We start from the raw sequence: 22,446 nt of genomic DNA, 5'->3' as shown, positions 1-22,446 counted from the left end.
ATGGCTATCAAGCTCCCTGAGGTTCCTGCCGGAACCTGTTTTCACTGCTTACAGGCGCTGCCCGCTGATGGCGGCTACAGCGTGCGGTTGGCCGATCAGGATGTCGCGGTCTGCTGCTATGGCTGTCAGGCCGTAGCCCAGACCATAAACGAACAGAAATTACTGCATTTTTATGTTTACCGGGATACCACCAATCCGCTGCAGATCCCGCTGCTACCCGAAGAGCTTCAGCAGCTGCAAGCCTATGACGACGAACGTCTGCAGGCACAATTCACCCGCACCACAGACCAGGGCCGCCAGCGTGAAATGACGCTGTCAGTAGAGGGGATGACCTGTTCTGCCTGCGCCTGGCTTATCGAGCATCATGTTCAGCGGCTGGCAGGCGTTGCCAGCGTTAAAGTAAATGCCACTACCGAACGTGTTTATATCAGTTGGTATGCCGGCCAGATCAAGCTCAGTCGGATTCTGCAGGCCATTGCTGGCCTTGGCTACCGGGCCTTACCCTTTGAATCTGCTACCCAGGAGCAGGATTTCAAAAAGCGGCGCCGCTATTATGTCAGACGCTTAGGCCTGGCAGGCCTTGCCACCATGCAGGTAATGATGATTGCGGTGGGTCTGTACTTTGGTGTGGTCAGTGACCTGGATGACAGCTTACGCCAATTTATGTGGTGGATAAGCCTGGTGGTGGCGACACCGGTACTGCTGTATAGCGCACAGCCCTTTTATATAAGTGCTATGCGCAGTATCCAGGCGCAGCGCCCGAATATGGATGTGCCGGTTAGCATAGCCTTGCTCGGTGCCTACGGCGCAAGTGCCTATGCCACCTTTCTTGGCCATGGCGAAGTTTATTTTGAATCCGTCAGCATGTTTACCTTTTTACTGCTGATTGGACGTTATCTTGAGCTACTTGCCCGCCAGAAAGCCATCAGCGCCGCGACTAATTTAATTAAGCTGGTGCCGGCTCTGGCCCAGCGCGAAACCGCTCGCGACGATATCGAGACTGTGCCTGTCAGCGACCTCAGTCCCGGTCAAATCATCCGGGTCGCCCCCGGCGCCACCTTGCCCGCCGACGGTATTTTGCTGGATCATTCCGCGACTTTAAATGAAGCTATACTGACCGGCGAAAGCCGGCCGGTACAAAAACCTGCCGGCACTACTGTTTTAGCCGGTAGCATTAACCAACAGCAGCCGCTGCGGATTGAAGTGACCGCAGCCCAACAGGAAACCGTGCTGGCCAGTATCGTAGCGCTCAAAGATCTGGCGCTGTCGCGCAAACCGCGTCTTGCGCAGGCGGCGGAAAAGCTCGCCAGCACCTTTGTTATCCGGCTGCTTATCGTCGCCGCGATAACCTTCCTGGTGTGGTCCTTTATTGATCCGCAGCAGGCCTTCTGGGTTACTCTGGCAGTACTGGTAGCAACCTGCCCCTGCGCCTTAGCACTAGCCGCGCCCACCGCGGTAACAGGGGCTATCCATAATCTTAATACCCGCGGCGTGGTTCTGCGTAATGCCGACGTGCTCAATATCATTCAGGACATCAAAACCGTATTCGTTGATAAAACCGGTACCCTGACCACCGGGGAGTTCTCGCTCCAGCATGAACATATTATCAGCGGCCGCTTCAGCGAGGACACCATCCGGGCGCTGGTACAGGCCCTGGAACATCACTCAGAGCATCCGCTGGCACAGCCGCTGCGGCAACTGACCGCCACCCCTGCCAATGTAAGTGCTGTGGTGAACCATACGGGTCAGGGTCTGAGTGGAGTCTGGGCGCAAGACAACGAATCGCTTAACGTTCGGATCGGCAGCTTGTCGTTTATCCGCCAATGGCATCCTGAATTTACGCCAGCGACTGCGGCAAGCCAGATTTTTGTAGCCACAGAACAGGATTTGCTGGCGGAATATCATGTCGGCGATCAAATTCGCAGCGACGCCAGGGCCAGTATTGAGCAGTTGCAACAGGCGGGTATTGAAGTGGTTATGCTAACTGGTGACCGCGCCGAACTGGCGCAGCCGGTGGCTGAGCAGCTGGGTATTAGCAAAGTCTATGCCGATAGTCTGCCGGATACCAAGCTCAGTGTGGTCAGCGCTGCCCAACAGCAACATCCGGTAATGATGATCGGCGATGGCATTAACGATGGTCCGGTACTTGCTCAGGCAGATATTTCGATCACCTTTGGCCACGCTGCCGATTTAGCCCGGGTTACTGCGGACGTCATGCTGATGCGCAATAATTTTGGCGCCGTGCTCGAATTCCGGCAGGTTGCACTTCGTAGTCGCGGTATCCTGCGCCAGAACATCATCTGGGCATTAGTCTACAATATCGGTATTCTTCCCGTTGCCATGGCCGGTTTTGTTACTCCTTATATCGCAGCTATCGGCATGTCGCTCAGTTCACTGATTGTGCTGGCTAACTCGTTGAGGTTATACCGCTGATGGACAGTCTCTATATCCTGATCCCTATCGCTGTATTGTTTGTCATCATCGCTATTGGTGTGTTCTTTTGGGCGGTCCGTAGCGATCAGTTTGAAGATCTTGAGCGTCAGGGCATGAACGTGCTACTCGACGATGATGACCCAAAAGAAAGCCCGGGCAAAGAACCAGCGCAACGCAAGCGGGATACTGATGTCGATTGATGCCCTGGCTGCTCTGCTGATGGGACTGGCCGGATCAGGCCACTGCCTGATGATGTGTGGCGGCCTGGCCGGCGCATTGGGTCAGCAAGCTTCCGTACCACGACTACTCATTTATAACCTTGGCCGGATAGGCTCCTACACCATCGCTGGTGCCTTGATCGGCGCTGCGGCCGCCAACATTACTCAGGTCACTCCTGATGGCTTCATTTACCTGCGCCTGCTGGCCGCGCTGCTGTTGTTCTGCCTGGGCCTGTATTTTGGTGGCTGGTGGCTGGGCCTGCAGCGCATCGAGCGGCTCGGCCGACCGCTATGGCGGGCCATACAACCGCTTGCGGTTAAGTTCCGCTCAACCCGCAGCCTACCCGCCACCGCGGTCGCTGGTATGCTCTGGGGCTGGCTTCCCTGTGGTCTGGTCTACAGCGCGCTCAGCTGGGCGGCGGTGAGTGGTTCAGCCTTCAATGGCGCGCTTTATATGGCATTATTCGGGCTGGGTACCCTGCCCGCGATGTTCGCTTTTGGCTGGTTCAGCCGGGCCCTGCAAAGTTTTCTCCAAGCCCGCGGGTTTCGCCAGTTGATGGGCTGCTTTCTGATTGTTTATGCTCTCTGGGTGGCGCTGATCGCGATACGGCAGCTGCCACTACTTTCCTGACGCTTTTTTCCCACATGCAATAGTTATCACTTTGTCCGGGAATTAGCTAGACTGGATTAACAGGCTAGTCATTAACGAGGTTGATATGGGTTGCGTGAATAAAATTCTGGCTGTGCTCGACGCTGACAGTCAACAACAAAAAGCTCTGAACCGGGCGCTGCACCTGGCTCGACTCAGCGGAGCCAAGCTGACTCTGTTGCTTTCAATTTATGACTTTTCCTATGAGATGACCACCATGCTGGCCGCTGAAGAGCGCGATACCATGCGGGACAGTCTGATCAACGACCGCAAGGTATGGATCGAAGATTTACTGGAAGACTACAATACCCGCGATATTGGTATCGAAATCGAGGTGATCTGGCATAACCGCCCTTTTGAGGCCATTATCGAAACCGCGATCAAGGGCGACTACGATGTCATTATCAAAGCCACGCATCAGCGAGAAGGTATCGCCAACCTGTTTTTCACCCCTACCGACTGGCATCTGCTGCGCAAAGCACCTTGTCTGGTATTACTGGTGAAGGAGCATGACTGGCCTGAACATGGAAAAGTCCTTGCCGCAATTCATACCACCGGCGAGCAGGAACACCATCAGTCATTGAACCAGCGCATCACCGAAGCTGCTCAGCAATTTGCTGGCTGGCTCCAGAGTGATGTCCACCTGGTTAATGCTTACCCCGGTGCGCCAGTCACCATTGCGGCCGAAATCCCCGAATTTGACACCGGCAGTTACCGCGAGTCACTTAAAGAAAGTCATCAGCAGGCATTGGCAGAGCACGGTGTGAAATTTTCCATCCCGGCCGAAAATCAGCATGTTCATGAAGGACTACCCGAACAGGTTGTGCCTGAACTTGCAGAAGAGCTTGATGCCGAACTGGTGGTGCTGGGAACTATCGGCCGTACCGGCTTCAGCGCCGCACTGTTGGGCAATACCGCCGAGCACGTTATTGAGCGCCTGAACTGCGATCTGCTGGCGGTAAAACCAGAGGGATTTCAGTCTCCGGTTAAGGTATAATCGCCGCGTTTTTTTTGTAGACGGTATTCATAACATTATGACAGTTCAGAATTCTGCTTTTATTAAGCTGCAAAAACGCCTGCGCCACCATGCCGGTCAGGCTATCCAGGACTTCGGCATGATTGAAGATGGTGACAAGGTCATGGTCTGTCTGTCGGGCGGAAAAGATAGCTATACCATGCTTGATATCCTTCGGCAGTTGCAGCAGCGAGCTCCGATCCGGTTTGAACTGGTAGCGGTGAATCTTGATCAGAAACAACCTGGCTTTCCGGAGCATATATTGCCCGAGTATCTCAGCGCTCAGGGTGTGGATTTCCGCATAATCGAGGAAGATACCTATAGCATCGTTAAGGACAAAATCCCCGAAGGCAAGACCACTTGCTCGCTGTGTTCACGGCTGCGTCGGGGTATCCTGTATCGGGTCGCCAGCGAGCTTGGCGCCACAAAAATAGCCCTTGGGCATCATCGCGATGACATGCTCGAAACCCTGATGCTGAACATGTTTTATGGTGGCAAAATCAAATCCATGCCACCTAAACTAGCAAGCGACGATGGCCAGCATGTGGTGATCCGTCCCCTCGCCTATGCCCGCGAGAAAGATATTATCAACTACTCCGAACACGCTGGTTTTCCCATTATTCCATGCAATCTCTGTGGCTCACAGGAGAACCTGCAACGGAAAATGATTAAAGAGATGCTTAACCAGTGGGAACAACAGTACCCGGGCCGTATTGAGAGTATGCTGACGGCGCTACAGAACGTTGTTCCGTCCCACCTGGCCGACAATAAGTTATTTGATTTTAAAGCAGTGAAAGCAGAAGGGATTGCCAATAACGAAGGAGATACTGCTTTTGACCACAGTATCCCCACGGACTTTGTCAGCTATCAGCACCGCACTACCGAAACTGACTCAGAACACATCAGCGCTAACGGCGTTATTCAGGTGGTGAATCTGGGGTAGCCTCAATAACATCAACAATGATTGGCCGGTTTACCCGAATCATTGCATTAAGTTCTTCGATATACTCTTCACCTCGCTCAGAATAACTTAGCAGGCCGGCGGTTAAGTCCACGGCCCGCAGTTCTGACGCCGCTGCCCGCCGCTGCTCCCGCAACAGCCGCAACTGCAAATAAGCTGGATGCGTATTGATGTTGCGCAAATAACTGCGTACTGATGCGTTGACTGAATTAAAGCGACGAACCTCATGATTCGCGCCTTCGTTACGGCTTTCCGGCACCAGACCACAGCCTTCCGAGAAGCACCACTGACCAAAGAAATTCAATGCATCAAGCGCAAACCGTGAGGTCCCCCAGGCCGATTCGTTGGCTGCCTGTACCAGTACCAATGTCTCCGGAACCACGTCGACGCGTCTGAACAACACGCGGAACATTTCAGAGTTTTCCGCCAGATCAAATTTAGCACGATAACGCAACGCGAGCTGACTGAGCCATTCCGTTTGCTCAGGCGACAAAGGCAAGCCTTCGCTCCAGCGCTCGGAAAGTTCCGCCAGCTTGCGACGTTCCTGCTTTATCCGGGCGTTTTCTGCCTGCACTAAGGGCGCGAGAAAACTAAAGAATGCTTCTTTTTTTTCCCGAACATCAGTGTATTCGCTGAAGTCCGGAACTTCGGTGATCACCGGCATTTGCATCGGGCCCGGAGTGAGCTGATCAGCCTGAATTTGCTCATCGGTGCGCAGGTCAAGCGAAACAGGCCACCATACTATCGCCGCCACAGCTACCGCGACTATTGCAAAAAAAAGTACGCGCAACATAGGTTCTCCTAATTTAGTGAGCGTATACGTTAATCATCATTAAGATCTCGTTCTGAGCTCTCATCAGACGCGCTACTATTTGATACTAAGGGGTTTCTTTTTACGCCGATCAGCGTGTTATAGATCACGCCAGTCACATTAAAAGTCAGTGGCAAGGTAAATATCAGCCCGAGCAATAAAGGCAACATACTAATGAGCACAATCAGCAACAGAATAAAATAAATCGCGAAAACCGGCAGCATTTGTTTGTTGATGATGATAAACGAAGCCAAACAGGCGCGGTGAGGAACCATGTTGCGGTCGAGCACCAGCGGCACCGCCAAAATGAAAGATAACTGGATATAGATACCGACAGCGAAAATGACTGCCATACTCAGTGCTTGTGAAATAACCCCCAGCATCAGGGCTAACACCACAACTACTGTCAGCAGTATGGAGGGATAGAATGTTGCCAGAATAACTTGCGGAGCACGGCTAAGTGCCCGGCCAAAATCAGCAAAGTCCGGCTTGATATCGCCAGCGTTTAGTATACCAAGATAAATCAGAATACCGCTGAAAGGCGCAACAACGAACAACGAAATAAAAGAACGCAGCACAACATTAACGGGGTCGGGATCAGTTTGCTCAAGCGGAAACCAGTTATCCAGAAGCATTGAAAGAAGACTATTCACCACGAACAAAATCGCCAGCCCGACCAGCATCACAGGCAGCGCCCGCAAAGTGATTTCCCAGCTTCGCTGCAACACTTCCCCAACCGGTAGTTTGATTTCACCACGCAGCGCTTTACTGAAATCCCCTGCTTCCAGAACGACTTTTTCCTTATCACTCATCCTTGTTGTTCTCCGCCAGTTAATAAAACCCTTCAATGCTATTAGTCTAGCATTATCAGGCGGCGCTTCGAAATCACAATATGCGACTACGGGGCCACAGTACTGGCAGTGGCAGACTTATGTGGTAATGACTGATTAATAACGCGATAATGACCAACCAGAACCGGTCTTCTAACCAGTTAGTCAGGACGTCACCATGACAACAAAATCCGCTAGTCCCGGGCGACCTTTTCGTCGCCGTTCGCGCAAGCCGGAAACCGAATCTCGTCCGCGCCCGGCTAACCCTCGTTTAATCCTGCTTAATAAGCCTTACGGCGTGCTGTCACAGTTCTCCGGGGACGCTGATGAAGCAACCCTGAAAGGCTTAGTGCCATATAACGACATTTATCCGGCCGGCCGCCTTGATAAAGACAGCGAAGGCTTGCTGGTATTAACCAACGATGGCGTTATTCAGCATAAGATTAGCGATCCCCGCCATAAATTACCCAAAATGTACTGGGTTCAGGTGGAAGGCATTCCCGATGAGGCCGCACTTACCGCGCTTCGCACCGGCGTTGAGCTGAACGACGGAATCACCCGGCCGGGGGAAGCTTTCCTTATGGACGAACCTGCAAATCTTTGGCCCCGCAACCCACCAGTACGGGAACGGCAGACAGTACCGGATACCTGGTTATGCCTGAAGATAAAAGAAGGCAGAAACCGGCAAGTGCGACGCATGACGGCGGCGGTCGGTTACCCTACCTTACGTCTGATCCGTGCCGGCGTCGGCCCATGGCTGCTGCGCTCTCTGCAACCGGGCGAGTGGCGCGAAGAGCCCCCGGTGTGGTAAAATCCGCGGCCATTAACTAAATCCAGATTTTTGTCAGAAGAGACTCATTTTTGCCCATGCCGAATACCGCTAAAAAAGTTATCGTCGGGATGTCCGGCGGCGTTGATTCGTCTGTGTCAGCCTACCTGTTATTGCAGCAAGGCTACCAGGTCGAAGGCCTGTTTATGAAGAACTGGGAAGAAGACGACACCGCCGAATACTGTGCTGCCGCAACTGACCTTGCCGACGCCGAGGCTGTTTGTGCCAAGCTGGGCATTGACTTACATACAGTGAATTTTGCGGCCGAGTACTGGGATAATGTGTTTGAGTATTTTCTTGACGAGTATCGGGCTGGCCGCACCCCGAACCCCGATATCATGTGCAACAAAGAAATTAAGTTCAAAGCCTTTCTGGAGTTTGCCGCAGAAGCTTTAGGGGCTGACTATATCGCTACCGGCCACTATGTCCGCCGTCGTGAGCAGGCTGGCAAGTTCCAGTTATTACGGGGCCTGGATGCCAATAAAGATCAGAGCTATTTTCTTTACACCCTGGCTCATCGTCATATCGCGCAAACCCTGTTTCCGGTCGGCGAACTCGAAAAGCCAGAAGTGCGCCGCATTGCTGAAGAGCAAGGACTGGTGACCGCTGATAAAAAAGATTCAACGGGCATTTGCTTTATCGGTGAGCGCAAATTCAAAGATTTTCTGCAGCAGTACCTACCAGCCCGCCCCGGAATCATTGAATCCGTTGACGGCCAGCAGTTAGGTGAGCATGAAGGCCTGATGTATCACACCCTTGGCCAGCGCAAAGGGCTGCATATTGGCGGCCTGGCTGATGCCAGTGACGATCCCTGGTATGTGGTCGATAAAGATGTCGCACGAAATGTGCTGGTGGTTGCCCAGGGCAAAGACCACCCTCGCCTGTATTCCGATGGCCTTATCGCCGGACAGCTGCATTGGGTTGACCGCGCAGGCCCTCAAGCGCCGTTGCGTTGTGTAGTGAAAACCCGTTATCGCCAGCAAGACATCCCCTGCCTGCTGACACCTCAGGCGAACGGTCAATGCCGGGTTGATTTTGACGACCCGGTGGCGGCAGTTACACCTGGCCAGTCAGCCGTCTTTTATGACGGCGAGGTCTGTCTGGGCGGCGGTATTATTGAGCAACGCCTGAGCGATCACGAGGTGTTGCTTTGAACCAACTGCAACAACGCATATTAGCTCTGGCAGCAGTAGCACTGGCCGCTGCCGCTGTGAAGCAAATCGCACGCGAAGGCAGCCTGCGCAATGCGGCTCATAGCCGCGTGCTTTTTAGCAGTGTACTGAATCAGAATCCCGCAAACTTTACTGACGTATATAATGACCTGCCGGCATTATGCTGGGGGCTTGAGCAGCTGCTCGACCAAATTGGCGCAAGCAAACAAAAAGATGTTGAAATAACCCGCTATATGATTGGCCTGCTGGCTCTTGAGCGTCGCCTCAGCAAACGCCCTGCCGTGCTGGAACAGCTGGGCCAGCGGCTTAATAAACTAAACCGGCAGCAGTCAGAGTTCAGTTTCAGCCAGGATACCATTATTGCCGGCATGGCAGGAGTATACAGCGATCTGATATCGCCACTTGGTCAGCCTATCCAAATAAATGGCAAGCCTGATTACCTGCAACAACCAGCTATACAGAATCAAATCCGCGCGCTGTTACTAGCGGGGATACGTAATGTTGTCTTATGGCGACAGCTAGGCGGTAAACGCCGTCATTTTATATTTTCCCGGCAGCGTATGGTAAGCACTGCCCAACAGTTATTGCGCAACCTGCGTGAGCAATCGGAGCCTGAATTATGATGAACCTGACCTCTCTTACCGCCTTATCTCCCGTTGATGGCCGTTATGGCAGTAAAACAGCCAGCCTGCGCCCGATATTCAGTGAATATGGTTTGATCCGGAATCGGGTAATTGTAGAAGTAAGATGGTTACAACTATTGGCCGCCACGCCCGAAATCAGTGAAGTGCCGGCATTCAGCGATACCGCAAATGAAGCCCTGGAAGCTATCATTAATGATTTCAGTGAAGCCCATGCCGCCCGCGTGAAAGCAATAGAAAGCACTACTAACCATGACGTAAAGGCAGTTGAGTACTTCCTCAAAGAAGCTGTCGCCGACCACGCTGAACTCGCCGCAGTAAGCGAGTTTATTCACTTTGCCTGTACGTCAGAAGATATCAACAACTTGTCGCACGCGTTGATGCTGCGTGAAGCCCTGCAGGACGTCATGCTACCGGTTATGCAGGAACTGACGTCAGCGGTTAAAGGTCTGGCTATTGCGCACAAAACAGTGCCGATGATGGCGCGCACCCATGGTCAACCAGCCACGCCTACCACTATGGGCAAGGAAATGGCCAACGTCTATGTGCGTTTGAAACGTCAGTTGGAACAATTGCAGGCGGTTCCCCTGCTGGGCAAAATCAATGGTGCCGTTGGCAACTATAATGCACATCTGGCAGCCTACCCTGAGGTTGACTGGCATAGCTTGTCTGAGCGTTTTGTCACCTCGCTGGGCCTGAGCTGGAATGCCTATACTACTCAGATTGAACCCCACGACTACATAGCAGAATTGTTTGATGCCGTCGCTCGTTTCAACACCATCGTCATCGACTTCGATCGTGACCTCTGGGGTTACATTGCACTGAATCATTTCAAGCAGCGTACAGTCGCCGGCGAAGTTGGCTCATCAACGATGCCGCATAAAGTGAACCCGATTGATTTCGAAAATTCAGAAGGCAATCTGGGTCTGGCTAATGCGGTTATGGCGCACCTCGCGGCAAAACTGCCAATCAGCCGCTGGCAGCGCGACCTGACCGATTCCACCGTACTGCGTAATATTGGCGTTGGTTTTGCCTATGCTTTAATTGCCTATCAGGCAACGCTTAAAGGCATCAGCAAGCTGGAAGTTAACGCAGATAACCTGGCTCGCGAGCTGGATCAAAACTGGGAGCTGCTGGCCGAACCAGTACAGACGGTAATGCGTCGCTACGGCATTGAAAAGCCGTACGAAAAACTCAAAGAGCTGACTCGCGGTAAGCGCGTTAACCAGCAAGCCATGGCCGATTTCATCAATAGCCTGGAGCTTCCTGAAACCGTTAAAGCAGAACTCAAGCGCCTGACACCGGCATCTTATATCGGTGATGCCATTCGTTTCGTTGACGATCTTGACGCATGAGTAGTTCGCTGCAGTTCGACCGGGCCCGGTTTCTTGACGAATACTGGCAACAGAAGCCCCTGCTCATCAAGCAGGGGTGGCCAGGCTTTACCGACCCATTAGCTCCGGAGTTACTGGCGGGGCTGGCGCTTGAAGAAGGGGTGGATTCACGGGTTATTGAACATCAGCAACAACAATGGCTGGTTACCCACGGCCCTTTCGAAGATTACGAAGCTTTCGGCGAAGAAGACTGGACGCTGCTGGTACAGTCAGTTAACGAGTGGTTTCCTGAAGTGCAGCAACTACTTGAACCCTTTCGCTTTCTGCCCGACTGGCGCACCGACGATGTTATGATAAGCTTCGCGGTGCCCGGCGGTAGTGTCGGCCCGCATCTTGATCAGTACGATGTGTTTATCATTCAGGGCGCAGGCCGCCGTCACTGGCAGGTCGGTCACCGGCTCGCCAATGCCACGGAACATCGCCCACACCCTGACCTGAAACAGCTAAAAGAAGACTTTAAGCCCTGTATTGATGAAGTGCTGGAGGCCGGCGATATCCTGTACATTCCTGCCGGCTGTCCACATCACGGTGTCGCGCTTGAACCTAGCCTGAACTATTCAGTGGGCTTTCGTGCCCCAAATACCGCTGAACTGGCGGCCCAGGCAGCAGATATGTTGCTGGCTACGGAACGCGAGTTACCCCGCTACCAGGATCCACATGCACAAAGCTATGGATCTGCCTGGCAAGTTTCTCCGCAGCAGCTTAATCATCTGAAACAATTTTTGCTTGACAGCCTTGCGCGAGATAACCAGCTGGACGCCGCTTTGCTGCAGGTTATGTCGCAAAGTAAGCGCCCGTTACCGCAGCCTGAGCATGAAATCGACGTAACTGAACTGCTGGCCTATTCGGGTACAGATATGCTGCTGTGCCGCACGCCGGGAGCACGTATGCTGATAGGGCCTGACCATATCCTTTATGCTAACGGTGAGCGCTTTGCGGTGGATGCTGAGATGCTGGGCTTCGCACAGCAACTGGCAGCTTTGTGGCAGGACCAGCCATTGTGCGAATTGTCGCAGCTGAGCCGCCCGGCGGCGGCGCAATTGGTATGTGACTTATTAAATAACGGGGTTTTTCATCTCATTCAGGAAGCAGACTAAAGCCCGCTGAACGATCTAGCCCTGCGGCTGATCTTCCCAAAGGTCTTCCACCTGTGTGGTCTGATAGAGATTCTCTGCGCTTTGGATCAGGTATTTGGCATATTTCTGCTGTTCCGGATCCTGGCTTAGCTTCTCGTCGGTGAGAATTTTATCCGCCTGAATTTGCCACTGCAGTGAAAAGTGACGCAGGGCTTCGCGCGCGGTCTTGGCTGCGCCTGCACCGACCACGTCACTCGGGACGTCGCCGTTCACGACCCATACGTCAACCTGATCCTGTGTTGAGAACTTCCAGACTGCGACGTGAGGCACCAGATAACGGGAGTCTTTGGTCAATACCCGGTCGGTCAGGATCCCTTTCTCAGCCAGAAACTTATTCGCGCGCTGAAACTGTAGTCGAACCCATTCAGAGGCTTCGGCCTCGGTCATTTGTGGCTGCTGTTCTGCCATAATACTGGTACACCCTATGTCTGTTTTTAATGAAAGTTAGCCCATTATACTATCGCGAAAGGGGCGCGAAAGGAACTGGGCGCAAAACACCAAATGCTGTAAACTTAGCTTGCAGCAGTTTACGTTTACGTTAACTGCTTATTTCGTATATTGACTGGCGCAAAAATTCGCAAAATGCTAATGTGCGCGCAATTTTGGTATGAACGAGGATACACTGCAAATGTCGCTGTTTGAGCACAAAGAATTCGACCAACACGAACAAGTCGTGTTTTGCCACGATAAAGAAACGGGTTTAAAAGCCATCATTGCTATTCATGATACAACGCTTGGCCCTTCTTTAGGTGGAACCCGCTTGTGGAACTATGCATCGTCGGCTGACGCTTTGACCGATGTCCTTCGTTTATCACGCGGCATGACTTACAAAAGCGCTTTAGCCGGCCTGCCCCTCGGCGGCGGTAAAGCGGTTATTATCGGTGATGCTAAAACCATTAAAACGCCTGAGTTATTTCGTGCCTATGGCCGTTTCGTTAACTCGCTCAGCGGGCGTTACATTACCGCCGAAGACGTCAATATCCGTACCACCGACATTGAGATCGTGGCCGAAGAAACCAGCTATGTTGCTGGTACCACCGGTAAAGCAGGCGATCCTTCACCACATACTGCCCTGGGAACCTATCTTGGCCTTAAAATTGCGGCTAAGCATAAGTTCGGCAGTGACGATCTGAAAGGCATTAAAATTGCGGTTCAGGGCCTTGGTTCGGTTGGATATGACTTTGCTAAATACTGTGCCGATGAAGGTGCGAAGCTATTTGTCAGTGATATCAATGACGAAGCCTGTGCGCGCGCGGCGAAAGAATTAGATGCCACAGTAGTCGGTCTTGAAGAGATCTACGGCCTGGATGTTGATGTCTACGCGCCGTGTGCGCTGGGTGCTACCATTAATGATGCCACCCTGGAACAAATGAAAGCCAAAATCATTGCTGGCAGTGCTAACAACCAGCTGGCAACTAAAGCCCATGATAAGATTGTCAGTGACATGGGCATCTTATATGCCCCTGACTACGTTATTAACGCTGGTGGTGTGATTCACGTGTGCAGTGAAGCCGCTAACATGAGCCGGTCAGAAACGGATCAACGGGTTCGCGATATATACAATACCCTGGATACCATCTTTACCCGTGCCGAAAAAGAGAATCGCCCGACTGGTGAGATTGCTGACGAGCTGGCTCGTGAAGTAATCGCTAAAGCCAAAGCCAAACAGGCGTAATCTTAAAGCTGTTCCGCTAGCACCTGCAGCGGGTGTCGTGCCCGCTGCAGATTCCCCTTCTCCACGGCAGTCATCCGCTTCACCTGCGAGCGACATGAAAATCCGGTCACCAGTAATCGTTCAGCCTGCACCTGCGCCACTTTATCCGCCCAACTTAATTCGTATAGCTTTTTACTATTAGCCTGGTTCGGCAATTCATGACCATAGGTGCCTGCCATTCCGCAACATCCCGTTGCCTGTGGCTGCAATCGCATGCCCACTGCACTGAACAGACGCTGCCAGTTATCACTGGCCGCTGGCACGGCGGTCTGCTCAGTGCAATGTGTCAATAAAACGTATTCATGATCTGATACCGCCTCGCGCCTGAGCTCGCTAAGCGCCTCAAGATGCTGACCTAACCAGTCCTGCACAAGTTGGACACGGAAATTTTTTGCGGCCGGTACATAAGTCTGGTATTCATCCGCCAGGCAGAGCACCGTCGACGCATCCAGGCCCACCATCGGCAGCTTCAGTTCGGCGAGGATTTGCAGCTGGGCGGTCACCTGCTCCGCGGTGTGCTGAAATTCGCGCAGGAAGCCTTTCACGTGCTGAGCTTTACCGTTACCAATAAAATCCAGCAATATGGGAGTATAACCAAGCTTTTCGGCCAACTGGCCAAAAGCTTCGACCAGCTCAGCCTCATAAAAACTGGTAAAGGGATCCTGAACAATAACCACCATCTTATCTCTTTGGCGGCTATCCAGGTCGGCTAACTGTTCAGCGCTATAGGCTGGCCAGTTGCGCTGTCGCCAGCGCATGTCGATATTCGGAACGGACAGGCGGGGGGCATCAACATAGCCCATAGTTCTCTTCATCAGCCAGCGGCTAAGCAGGTTGTGTGTCAAGCCGTTTGCCAGCCGCGGATAACGGGCCAGTAACGGCGCAGTCCATTCAATTGTGCCCACCAGGTAATCTGCCAAGGGCCGCCGGTAACGCTGGTGATACCAGGCCAGAAAACGCGATCGGAAAGCCGGCACATCAACTTTAACCGGACATTGGCTGGCACAGGCTTTACACGCCAGGCAGGCATCCATGGATTGTTTTATCTCATGGTTAAAATCATTTCCCGCGGGAGCCTTTTTACGACTAAACAGCGTGCTGTTGCGGGCCTGCGGAATGCCGGTGGCGTCAAAGTTTTCCTGTTCATTCAGGCGCAGCCATTCGCGGATCAACCCAGCCCGCCCTTTTGGCGAATAACGCCGGTCGCCCGTGGCTTTATAGGAAGGACACATCGCCGAATCAGCGGCATAGTTAAAACATAAGCCATTGCCGTTACAATCCATTGCCGCGCGATAGCTTTCCCTCACTTGCAACGGAATTTGCCGATTGTAGAAACCACGCTTGGTTTCATCAATGGATAACAGTGCTTCGTCCGATTGCCAGGGCGTGCAAATTTTGCCAGGATTCAGTCGGTTGTCAGGGTCAAATGCGGCTTTAATTTTTTGTAACTCCGCATAGAGAGTGGCACCAAAAAATTTCGGGCTATATTCAGATCGATAGCCTTTGCCATGCTCCCCCCAGAGCAAGCCGCCATATTTCATGGTAAGCGCGACCACTTTGTCGCTGATCACCCGCACTAAAGCTTCATCAACAGGATTAGTCAGATCCAGCGCCGGGCGCACGTGTAACACGCCCGCATCAACATGGCCGAACATACCGTAATGAAGCCCGTGATCATCGAGGATCTGACGAAACGCCATAATAAAGTCCGCGAGGTTTTCCGGCGGTACCGCGGTATCCTCAACAAAAGCCACCGGTTTGCGCTGGCCTTTGGTCGCTCCTAACAAGCCTACCGCTTTTTTGCGCATCGCGTAAATCGTTTGAATACTGGCGACATCGCGGCAGATCTGATAACCCAGCACACCGGTTTGCGCAGTGCTGGAAATAGCCTGGTCGAGACGCGCTGTCAGCTGCTGCAGCTTATCCTCAATTTCGCTGCTTTCGGCAGCGGTGAATTCAACGATATTAATACCATCCATCAAGGCGCCGCCAGCCACTTCGTGCAGCTGTTCTTTTACCTGGTGCCAGATAATGTCCTGCCGCGCCAGGTTCAGCACGTTACTATCGATCGTTTCAACCGATGTTGCCCGGGCACGCACCAGCTCCGGAGCATGGCGCAAAGCTGAGTGGAAATCACTGTATTTAACCGTAACCAGCAACTTGTGACGCGGAATAGGCGTTAAATTCAGCCGGGCTTCAGTAATAAACGCCAGGGTACCCTCAGAGCCAGCCAGCAATCTCGACAAATCGATCGTGTCCGCATCAGGGTCATAACAGTGCTTCAGATCATAACCGGTGAGAAACCGGTTCAGCGGCGGGAATTTCTCTTCAATGGTGTCACGCTGACCAACCGCAGTGGCCAGTACCTGCCGGTAAATAGCGGCCTCGGTGGTACTGCCCCGGGCCCGCTCTTCTGCTTCGGCTATGGGCAACGGCCGTGTATGAAGCACTTCACCATTAATCAGTACTGCGGTGAGTTCCAGCACATGATCGCTGGTTTTGCCATATACCAGCGAACCCTGCCCGGACGCGTCGGTATTAATCATCCCACCGATAGTGGCACGATTACTGGTGGATAAATCGGGAGAGAAAAACCAGCCGTCCGATCGAATGGCATCATTGAGCTGATCTTTGATCACGCCCGCCTGGCAGCGCACCCAGCCCTCGCTGGCGGACACTTCACTGATGCCCTTAAAGTAGCGACTCAGATCTACAATCAGGCCGGCAGACAGAGCCTGCCCATTAGTACCTGTACCACCGCCGCGGGGCGCAAAGCGTATACCTTTAAAAGCAGTCTGATCGGCCAGCCTCAGTGCTTCGGATAAAGCACTTTGGGTGCGCGGATAGAGCACTGCACGAGGCAGGTTCTGATAGATACTGTTATCGGTTGCAGCAATCAGCCGGCCAGCATAACTGGCATCAATATCACCGTCAAAGCCAGCGGTTTTTAACGCAGCCAGATAACGCTGATAGTCAGGGTCTGGCTGGTTAACCCGGTCATGCACCGGCATTGACGTTGTCACAGAATAGTTACCCGTGTTGTTCGGCCAGATACAACCAGGTTTCCACCACAGTATCCGGGTTTAACGAAACTGAATCGATACCCTGCTCGACCAGCCAGGCAGCAAAGTCAGCATGATCTGACGGACCCTGACCACATATGCCGACATACTTGCCTTTCTTCTTGGCAGCTTTAATCGCCATTGACAGCATAGCCTTGACCGCTTCGTTACGCTCATCAAACAGATGCGCGATAACGCCCGAGTCACGATCGAGGCCCAGAGTCAGCTGGGTTAAGTCATTGGAGCCAATCGAGAACCCATCAAAAATATCCAGGAATTGTTCAGCCAGCAACGCATTAGAAGGCAGCTCACACATCATGATGACCCGCAGCCCGCGCTCGCCCTGGCGTAGCCCTTGTTCGGCCAGCAATTCAATTACTTTTCGGCCTTCTTCCAGGGTACGGACGAAAGGAATCATGATTTCAATATTCGTCAGTCCCATTTCATTGCGAACCCGCTTGATCGCTTCACATTCCATCGCAAAACAATCACGAAAATCTTCCGAGATATAACGTGAAGCACCACGGAAGCCAAGCATCGGGTTTTCTTCATGCGGCTCATACTGACGGCCACCGATCAGGTTGGCATATTCGTTTGATTTAAAGTCCGACATCCGCACGATTACCCGCTCCGGCGAGAAAGCAGCGCCCAGAGTAGATATCCCTTCCGCCAGTTTAGCAACGTAATATTCGCGCGGGCTGGAGTAACCTGCCATGAACTCACTGATCTGCTTCTTCAGTTCAGGCGTTTGTTTATCGAAGTTAAGCAGCGCTTTAGGATGCACGCCAATCATACGGTTAATAATAAATTCTAACCGGGCCAGGCCTACACCCGCATGAGGGAGGCTGGCGAAATCAAAGGCGCGATCCGGGTTGCCAACGTTCATCATGATTTTCAACGGTAATGCCGGCATATCGCCAACATCCGAAGTCGTCACATCAAACTCCAATTCACCCTTATAAATAAAGCCAGTATCGCCCTCGGCGCAGGATACGGTAACCTGATCCCCAGCGTTGATGCGGCTGGTCGCATCACCACAGCCGACTACCGCCGGGATACCAAGCTCACGGGCAATAATAGCCGCGTGACAAGTCCGTCCGCCGCGATTGGTAACTATGGCCGAGGCGCGTTTCATGATGGGCTCCCAGTCGGGATCCGTCATATCCGTCACCAGCACATCACCAGGCTGAACCTGATCCATTTGGGAAATATCTTTCAGGACCCGGGCTTTACCAGCCCCGATTCGCTGACCAATGGCACGGCCAGTGGCAATAAGCTCACCGCTTTGCTTGAGCGCATAGCGTTCCAGCGCCTGGCCACCTTTATTCGATTGCACGGTTTCCGGGCGCGCCTGCACTATGTATAGCTTGCCGTCGATACCATCTTTCGCCCATTCAATATCCATCGGCCGCTGGTAATGTTTTTCGATAATCACAGCCTGCCGCGCTAAGGCTTCGACTTCGCTGTCTGATAATGAGAAGGTCCGGCTCTGGTCTTCCGGTATATCAACGATTGCGGTTTGCTTGCCATGTTCATGGCTATCGGCATAAACCATCTGAATTTTCTTGCTGCCAAGATTACGTCGCAAAACCGCTGGCTTGCGAGCTTTTAGCGTGGGTTTATGCACATAAAACTCATCAGGGTTGACCGCGCCCTGCACCACCATTTCACCCAGCCCGAAGGATGAGGTAATAAATACCACCTGATCAAAGCCGGATTCAGTATCAATTGAGAACATCACACCAGAGGAGGCGATGTCGCTGCGCACCATCCGCTGGATACCTGCTGATAATGCGACACCCCGGTGGTCGTAGCCCTGGTGTACCCGATAGGAAATCGCCCGGTCGTTAAACAGTGAAGCGAATACATGTTTGATCGCTTCCATAATGCTGTCGATACCGCGAACATTGAGAAAAGTTTCCTGCTGCCCGGCAAAAGACGCATCGGGCATATCTTCAGCAGTAGCTGAACTACGTACCGCGAAACTCACTTCATCATTGCCACCGCTAAGTTTTTTATACGCTTCATGGATAGCATCATTTAAGGCAGGCTGAAATGGGGTTTCAATTACCCACTGCCGGATTTTTTTACCGGCATCAGCAAGCGCTTTGACATCATTGGTATCCAGATCGTCGAGCAAGGCGTAAATGCGGTCGTTCACACCGCTTTGATCGAGGAATTCATTGAAGGCTTCAGCGCTAGTGGCAAAGCCATTTGGCACTTCCACGCCAGCACCGGCCAGGTTACTGATCATTTCGCCAAGTGAGGCATTTTTACCACCTACCCGACTGACATCGTTCATCCCTAGCTGATCATACCAAAGTACATAGTCTTGCACTTTCTCTTGTACATTGTTCGACACACTGAATTCCTCGTGATTTTTAGGCTGGATGCGACCCGTCCGCGGTCACCTGATGCGGTTTATTTTACACATTGGGCCACCACAAGTTAACATCTCTTATGCATTTCTCTTCAAGGATTCACGTTAATGCGCACAATTTTCTATATTTCCGATGGAACGGCCCTTACCGCAGAAGCTTTTGGAAAAGCCATGCTGTCGATGTTCCCGCTTAAAGTTGAACATAAAACCCTGGCTTTTATCGACAGCACCGAAAAAGCAGAGCAAGCAGTCAGCCGGATTAACAAAGCCTATACTGACAGCGGTGAACGGCCGATTATTTTCCATACTTTTGTCAGTGTTGACGTAAAACGTGTGATTACCGGTAGCCGCGGCAGCTGTTATGACTTTCTGGATTATTTCGTTGCCCCGATGAGCAAAGAGCTGGGCATCCCTGCCCAGCCCAAAACGCATAGAACGCACGGCATTGAAGAGAACGGGATTCGCGAAAGTTATGACTTTCGTATTGATGCCGTAAACTACACCATGGCCAACGACGATGGCAGCAATGTGTCAGATTATGATGAGGCGGATATTATCCTGCTGGGGGTATCCCGTACCGGCAAAACACCGACCAGTCTTTACCTGGCGCTGCATTACGGCATCAAAGCAGCCAACTACCCGTTAACCGAAGATGACCACCTTGAAAACCTGCAATTACCCCAGGTACTCAAAGCACAACGCCATAAGATATTTGGCCTGACCCTGGATCCCCAGCGACTGCATGAAATTCGCACCAAACGGCGCGAAGGCAGTACCTATGCGTCGCTGCAGCAGTGCCGCTATGAATTAAATGAGGTTGAAAAGATGTACCGGCGCGAAGCGATTCCCTTCTTAGATTCCACCCGGTTTTCGGTGGAGGAAATCGCCGCCAAAATTCTGGCGGAAACCAACATTGAGCGGCACCGCTTCTAACTTGCCACCAACGCCCGCATTAGCGGGCGTTAGCGGGCATCACCGAGCATTAGTGCTTTCGAAGATTTTATCTGCCGAGGCAGCGACAAATCCCGTGTAGAGCTGGTTTGGCGCCACCTCGTAACGGCGGGCGAATTCATAAAAACAGCTCGGAATCACTTTTTCCATATCACTGAAACGCACCGGCGTATGGTCAGCCATAGTCGACGACTGCTCCAGGTAAACGTCCCGCGAGCCTTTGATTTCACCGCCGGAACTATTTAACCGGAAGCCAGCGTCTTTCAGAGTCTGATTCACTTCTTCCAGCGAGTCATAGTCCGTTAGCTCATTCACGTTGACGGTGAAGTGATTAGCGCGAAAACCAAAGGCTGCCATCCAGGCGGCGTACTCACTTTCCTCCAGCAATCGCTCATAGTCAGTGCTGCTCAGTTGCCAGTGGGTGCCAGAATACAGGAATTCAGGCCGGGCAACCTGTTCGGGCTTAATTTGTCCAACTAATTGCTTAATAATCGTCTGCAGTTCGGGCGAAAACTCCTCAACCAGCAACTCACTGATAAAGATTTTGGGCAGCCGTGGATCACGGTGTTCAAAATGTTTGGCGATGAGCTTCTTTTCAGTAAACTCGTAATCGCCTTTTGCCTCATAGCCCATGCTTTCAAAGTGAGCCGCCAACGCTGCCAAGCGAACCGGCGCGATATTGAAGGTTCTGAATGCAACGTGGTCGTTAATAATTGGCTGCCCTTGACCCAGCACCTGATGTACTTTAGCGGCCGAAGGCGTCAGTCGGATGTAATCCTGCCATAGGTTTTCAAAAAACTGTTCAACTTGATGCTGTGACATATACTGCTAAAACCTCGAAAAATGTCAGTTAACCGCGGCCATGCCGCGCGTCCCGCAGAGAATCTGCGACTAAAAATGCTAATTCCAGAACCTGATCGGCATTCAGGCGCGGATCGCACTGAGTGCGATAGCGCTGAGTCAAATCCTGCTCGCGTATCTGATAGGCTCCGCCGGTGCACTCAGTCACGTCTTCCCCAGTCATCTCCAGATGGACCCCCCCAGGGTAGGTGCCTTCAGCCTGATGCACGGCAAAGAAGTGACGCAGTTCCTGATGAATGGCGTCAAAATCACGAGTTTTCAAGCCATTTTCAGCCTTTACCGTGTTGCCGTGCATGGGATCACTGGACCAGACAACTTGCCGGCCTTCAGCTTTCACCCGGCGCACGATTCGCGGCAGATTATCCGCCAGCTTATTGGCTCCCATCCGGGTTATCAGCGTGATCCGCCCCGCTTCGTTCTGTGGATTCAATACGTCCAGCAACTGAATCACGTCGTCAGGCTGTGTGGTCGGCCCGATTTTCACACCCAGCGGGTTATGAATACCACGCATAAACTCAACATGGGCATGATCCAGCTGGCGGGTCCGCTCACCGATCCAGACCATATGCGCTGAGCAGTCATAAGGCAATCCAGTCAATGTATCCGTACGCGTTAAGGCTTCCTCATAAGGCAACAACAGTGCCTCGTGAGAGGTAAACAGCTGAGTTTCATGTATGGTTGCATTGGTTTCAGCGGTAATGCCCAAAACTTCCATAAACTTCAGTGCTGACTGAATTTGTTCAGCCACCCGCTGATACTGCTCCTTCAGCGGATTCGCCGCGACAAAACTCATATTCCATTTATGAACTTTATGAAGATCTGCAAGCCCGCCCTGAGCAAAGGCACGCAGTAAGTTGAGCGTTGCCGCCGAATGATGGTATGCCTGGATCATCCGTTCCGGGTTGGGTTGCCTTGCCGCTTCAGTGAAATCAGCCGCATTAATGATATCGCCGCGGTAGCTCGGCAGCGACAAACCGTCAAGGGTTTCAGCGTCACTCGAGCGGGGCTTGGCATACTGACCAGCCATCCGTGCAACCTTAGTCACCGGACAAGAACCGGCAAAGGTCAACACAATAGCCATCTGCAGAATAACCTTAAAGGTATCGCGAATTTTAGGCGCGTTGAAATCTGCAAAAGTTTCTGCGCAATCGCCACCTTGCAGCAAGAACCCTTTACCCTGACTTACTCTGGCCAGTTGTGTGCGCAGCGCCCGAATTTCTTCAGCAAAAACCAACGGCGGAAACTGTTTAAGTTGATGCTCTACGCGCTGCAACTCTGCCGCAATCGGATATGCAGGTTGTTGCTGAATTGGCTTGTCGCGCCAACTCCGCGAACTCCAGGTCGTCATAACTATCCTTATTAATTTACTTCAAGTTATTTACTTAAAGA

At 52.3% G+C, this 22,446-nt stretch carries 19 protein-coding genes; 12 read left to right on the top strand and 7 right to left on the bottom strand.

Going from position 1 to position 22,446, the window contains the following annotated elements; genetic code table 11:
• The 5 genes from R3196_RS00830 (at window position 1) to ttcA (ending at window position 5,258) form a co-directional block, all read left to right on the top strand.
• Window positions 1-2,433, top strand: coding sequence for a heavy metal translocating P-type ATPase (locus R3196_RS00830; RefSeq protein ID WP_318934708.1), 2,433 nt, complete (start codon window positions 1-3; stop codon window positions 2,431-2,433).
• Window positions 2,433-2,633, top strand: coding sequence for a cbb3-type cytochrome oxidase assembly protein CcoS (gene ccoS / locus R3196_RS00825; RefSeq protein ID WP_318934707.1), 201 nt, complete (start codon window positions 2,433-2,435; stop codon window positions 2,631-2,633). Before R3196_RS00830 ends, ccoS begins: the two co-directional genes overlap by 1 nt.
• On the top strand, window positions 2,623-3,282 hold the full coding sequence (locus R3196_RS00820; protein WP_318934706.1) for a sulfite exporter TauE/SafE family protein: 660 nt from the start codon (window positions 2,623-2,625) through the stop codon (window positions 3,280-3,282). Before ccoS ends, R3196_RS00820 begins: the two co-directional genes overlap by 11 nt.
• Before the next feature lie 85 nt (window positions 3,283-3,367).
• Window positions 3,368-4,297: a universal stress protein UspE gene (gene uspE / locus R3196_RS00815; RefSeq protein ID WP_318934705.1), complete on the top strand. Its 930-nt coding sequence runs from the start codon at window positions 3,368-3,370 to the stop codon at window positions 4,295-4,297.
• A gap of 37 nt (window positions 4,298-4,334) precedes the next feature.
• Window positions 4,335-5,258 (top strand): tRNA 2-thiocytidine(32) synthetase TtcA, encoded by a 924-nt coding sequence (ttcA, locus tag R3196_RS00810; RefSeq protein WP_318934704.1) that lies wholly within the window; start codon window positions 4,335-4,337, stop codon window positions 5,256-5,258.
• On the opposite strand, the gene R3196_RS00805 is transcribed toward ttcA, so the two are convergent.
• Window positions 5,233-6,069, bottom strand: coding sequence for a glucosaminidase domain-containing protein (locus R3196_RS00805; protein WP_318934703.1), 837 nt, complete (start codon window positions 6,067-6,069; stop codon window positions 5,233-5,235). The genes ttcA and R3196_RS00805 overlap by 26 nt on opposite strands.
• Window positions 6,070-6,098: 29 nt before the next feature.
• Entirely contained in the window at window positions 6,099-6,899 is an 801-nt protein-coding gene (locus R3196_RS00800) for a hypothetical protein (RefSeq protein ID WP_318934702.1), read from the bottom strand.
• A gap of 292 nt (window positions 6,900-7,191) precedes the next feature.
• Here R3196_RS00800 and R3196_RS00795 point away from each other — a divergent pair, with 292 nt between their 5' ends.
• The 5 genes from R3196_RS00795 to R3196_RS00775 are packed head-to-tail and all read left to right on the top strand — an operon-like array spanning window position 7,192 to window position 12,050.
• Window positions 7,192-7,728 carry a pseudouridine synthase gene (locus tag R3196_RS00795; RefSeq protein WP_413242887.1) on the top strand — a complete coding sequence of 179 codons (537 nt, stop codon included), beginning with the start codon at window positions 7,192-7,194 and terminating at the stop codon, window positions 7,726-7,728.
• A 56-nt stretch (window positions 7,729-7,784) separates the two neighbouring features.
• A complete protein-coding gene (gene mnmA, locus R3196_RS00790) occupies window positions 7,785-8,900 on the top strand; it encodes a tRNA 2-thiouridine(34) synthase MnmA (RefSeq protein ID WP_318934700.1) in 1,116 nt (371 codons plus the stop codon).
• Window positions 8,897-9,541, top strand: a complete 645-nt coding sequence (hflD, locus tag R3196_RS00785) for a high frequency lysogenization protein HflD (protein WP_318934699.1) — start codon at window positions 8,897-8,899, stop codon at window positions 9,539-9,541. The genes mnmA and hflD overlap by 4 nt, the downstream gene beginning before the upstream one ends.
• The gene (gene purB / locus R3196_RS00780) at window positions 9,541-10,914 is read left to right on the top strand and encodes an adenylosuccinate lyase (protein WP_318934742.1); all 1,374 of its coding nucleotides are present in this window, start codon (window positions 9,541-9,543) and stop codon (window positions 10,912-10,914) included. The genes hflD and purB overlap by 1 nt, the downstream gene beginning before the upstream one ends.
• Window positions 10,911-12,050: a cupin domain-containing protein gene (locus tag R3196_RS00775; protein ID WP_318934698.1), complete on the top strand. Its 1,140-nt coding sequence runs from the start codon at window positions 10,911-10,913 to the stop codon at window positions 12,048-12,050. Before purB ends, R3196_RS00775 begins: the two co-directional genes overlap by 4 nt.
• A gap of 15 nt (window positions 12,051-12,065) precedes the next feature.
• On the opposite strand, the gene R3196_RS00770 is transcribed toward R3196_RS00775, so the two are convergent.
• Window positions 12,066-12,497 (bottom strand): DUF4826 family protein, encoded by a 432-nt coding sequence (locus R3196_RS00770; protein WP_318934697.1) that lies wholly within the window; start codon window positions 12,495-12,497, stop codon window positions 12,066-12,068.
• A gap of 220 nt (window positions 12,498-12,717) precedes the next feature.
• Here R3196_RS00770 and R3196_RS00765 point away from each other — a divergent pair, with 220 nt between their 5' ends.
• On the top strand, window positions 12,718-13,764 hold the full coding sequence (locus tag R3196_RS00765) for a Glu/Leu/Phe/Val dehydrogenase dimerization domain-containing protein (protein ID WP_318934741.1): 1,047 nt from the start codon (window positions 12,718-12,720) through the stop codon (window positions 13,762-13,764).
• Between the two features lie 2 nt (window positions 13,765-13,766).
• On the opposite strand, the gene R3196_RS00760 is transcribed toward R3196_RS00765, so the two are convergent.
• Both R3196_RS00760 and ppsA read right to left on the bottom strand, forming a co-directional pair.
• Window positions 13,767-16,826 (bottom strand): FAD-binding and (Fe-S)-binding domain-containing protein, encoded by a 3,060-nt coding sequence (locus R3196_RS00760; RefSeq protein ID WP_318934696.1) that lies wholly within the window; start codon window positions 16,824-16,826, stop codon window positions 13,767-13,769.
• 7 nt (window positions 16,827-16,833) lie between these two features.
• The gene (ppsA, locus tag R3196_RS00755) at window positions 16,834-19,203 is read right to left on the bottom strand and encodes a phosphoenolpyruvate synthase (protein WP_318934740.1); all 2,370 of its coding nucleotides are present in this window, start codon (window positions 19,201-19,203) and stop codon (window positions 16,834-16,836) included.
• A gap of 150 nt (window positions 19,204-19,353) precedes the next feature.
• Between ppsA and R3196_RS00750 the strand changes: the two genes are divergently transcribed.
• The gene (locus R3196_RS00750; protein WP_318934695.1) at window positions 19,354-20,178 is read left to right on the top strand and encodes a pyruvate, water dikinase regulatory protein; all 825 of its coding nucleotides are present in this window, start codon (window positions 19,354-19,356) and stop codon (window positions 20,176-20,178) included.
• Window positions 20,179-20,217: 39 nt separating this feature from the next.
• Here R3196_RS00750 and R3196_RS00745 read toward each other — a convergent pair whose 3' ends face one another.
• Together R3196_RS00745 and R3196_RS00740 are read right to left on the bottom strand one after the other, a co-directional pair.
• Entirely contained in the window at window positions 20,218-21,018 is an 801-nt protein-coding gene (locus R3196_RS00745) for a DUF1338 domain-containing protein (protein WP_318934694.1), read from the bottom strand.
• A gap of 28 nt (window positions 21,019-21,046) precedes the next feature.
• Window positions 21,047-22,405, bottom strand: a complete 1,359-nt coding sequence (locus R3196_RS00740) for a class II 3-deoxy-7-phosphoheptulonate synthase (RefSeq protein WP_318934693.1) — start codon at window positions 22,403-22,405, stop codon at window positions 21,047-21,049.
• Window positions 22,406-22,446: the final 41 nt, after the last annotated feature.

Origin of the sequence: Pseudidiomarina sp., from assembly GCF_033722695.1 — a bacterium.
Taxonomy (GTDB): Bacteria; Pseudomonadota; Gammaproteobacteria; order Enterobacterales; family Alteromonadaceae; genus Pseudidiomarina.
The sequence above is the reverse complement of the archived record's forward strand: the minus strand, read 5'-3'. Positions and strand labels throughout refer to the sequence as shown.

What these genes read in the sequence shown, in the direction of transcription:
- R3196_RS00830 (WP_318934708.1), top strand. Translation starts at nt 1, where the DNA reads ATGGCTATCAAGCTCCCTGAGGTTCCTGCCGGAACCTGTTTTCACTGC.
- ccoS (WP_318934707.1), top strand. Translation starts at nt 2,433, where the DNA reads ATGGACAGTCTCTATATCCTGATCCCTATCGCTGTATTGTTTGTCATC.
- R3196_RS00820 (WP_318934706.1), top strand. Translation starts at nt 2,623, where the DNA reads ATGTCGATTGATGCCCTGGCTGCTCTGCTGATGGGACTGGCCGGATCA.
- uspE (WP_318934705.1), top strand. Translation starts at nt 3,368, where the DNA reads ATGGGTTGCGTGAATAAAATTCTGGCTGTGCTCGACGCTGACAGTCAA.
- ttcA (WP_318934704.1), top strand. Translation starts at nt 4,335, where the DNA reads ATGACAGTTCAGAATTCTGCTTTTATTAAGCTGCAAAAACGCCTGCGC.
- R3196_RS00805 (WP_318934703.1), bottom strand. Translation starts at nt 6,069, where the DNA reads ATGTTGCGCGTACTTTTTTTTGCAATAGTCGCGGTAGCTGTGGCGGCG.
- R3196_RS00800 (WP_318934702.1), bottom strand. Translation starts at nt 6,899, where the DNA reads ATGAGTGATAAGGAAAAAGTCGTTCTGGAAGCAGGGGATTTCAGTAAA.
- mnmA (WP_318934700.1), top strand. Translation starts at nt 7,785, where the DNA reads ATGCCGAATACCGCTAAAAAAGTTATCGTCGGGATGTCCGGCGGCGTT.
- purB (WP_318934742.1), top strand. Translation starts at nt 9,541, where the DNA reads ATGAACCTGACCTCTCTTACCGCCTTATCTCCCGTTGATGGCCGTTAT.
- R3196_RS00775 (WP_318934698.1), top strand. Translation starts at nt 10,911, where the DNA reads ATGAGTAGTTCGCTGCAGTTCGACCGGGCCCGGTTTCTTGACGAATAC.
- R3196_RS00770 (WP_318934697.1), bottom strand. Translation starts at nt 12,497, where the DNA reads ATGGCAGAACAGCAGCCACAAATGACCGAGGCCGAAGCCTCTGAATGG.
- R3196_RS00765 (WP_318934741.1), top strand. Translation starts at nt 12,718, where the DNA reads ATGTCGCTGTTTGAGCACAAAGAATTCGACCAACACGAACAAGTCGTG.
- R3196_RS00750 (WP_318934695.1), top strand. Translation starts at nt 19,354, where the DNA reads ATGCGCACAATTTTCTATATTTCCGATGGAACGGCCCTTACCGCAGAA.
- R3196_RS00745 (WP_318934694.1), bottom strand. Translation starts at nt 21,018, where the DNA reads ATGTCACAGCATCAAGTTGAACAGTTTTTTGAAAACCTATGGCAGGAT.
- R3196_RS00740 (WP_318934693.1), bottom strand. Translation starts at nt 22,405, where the DNA reads ATGACGACCTGGAGTTCGCGGAGTTGGCGCGACAAGCCAATTCAGCAA.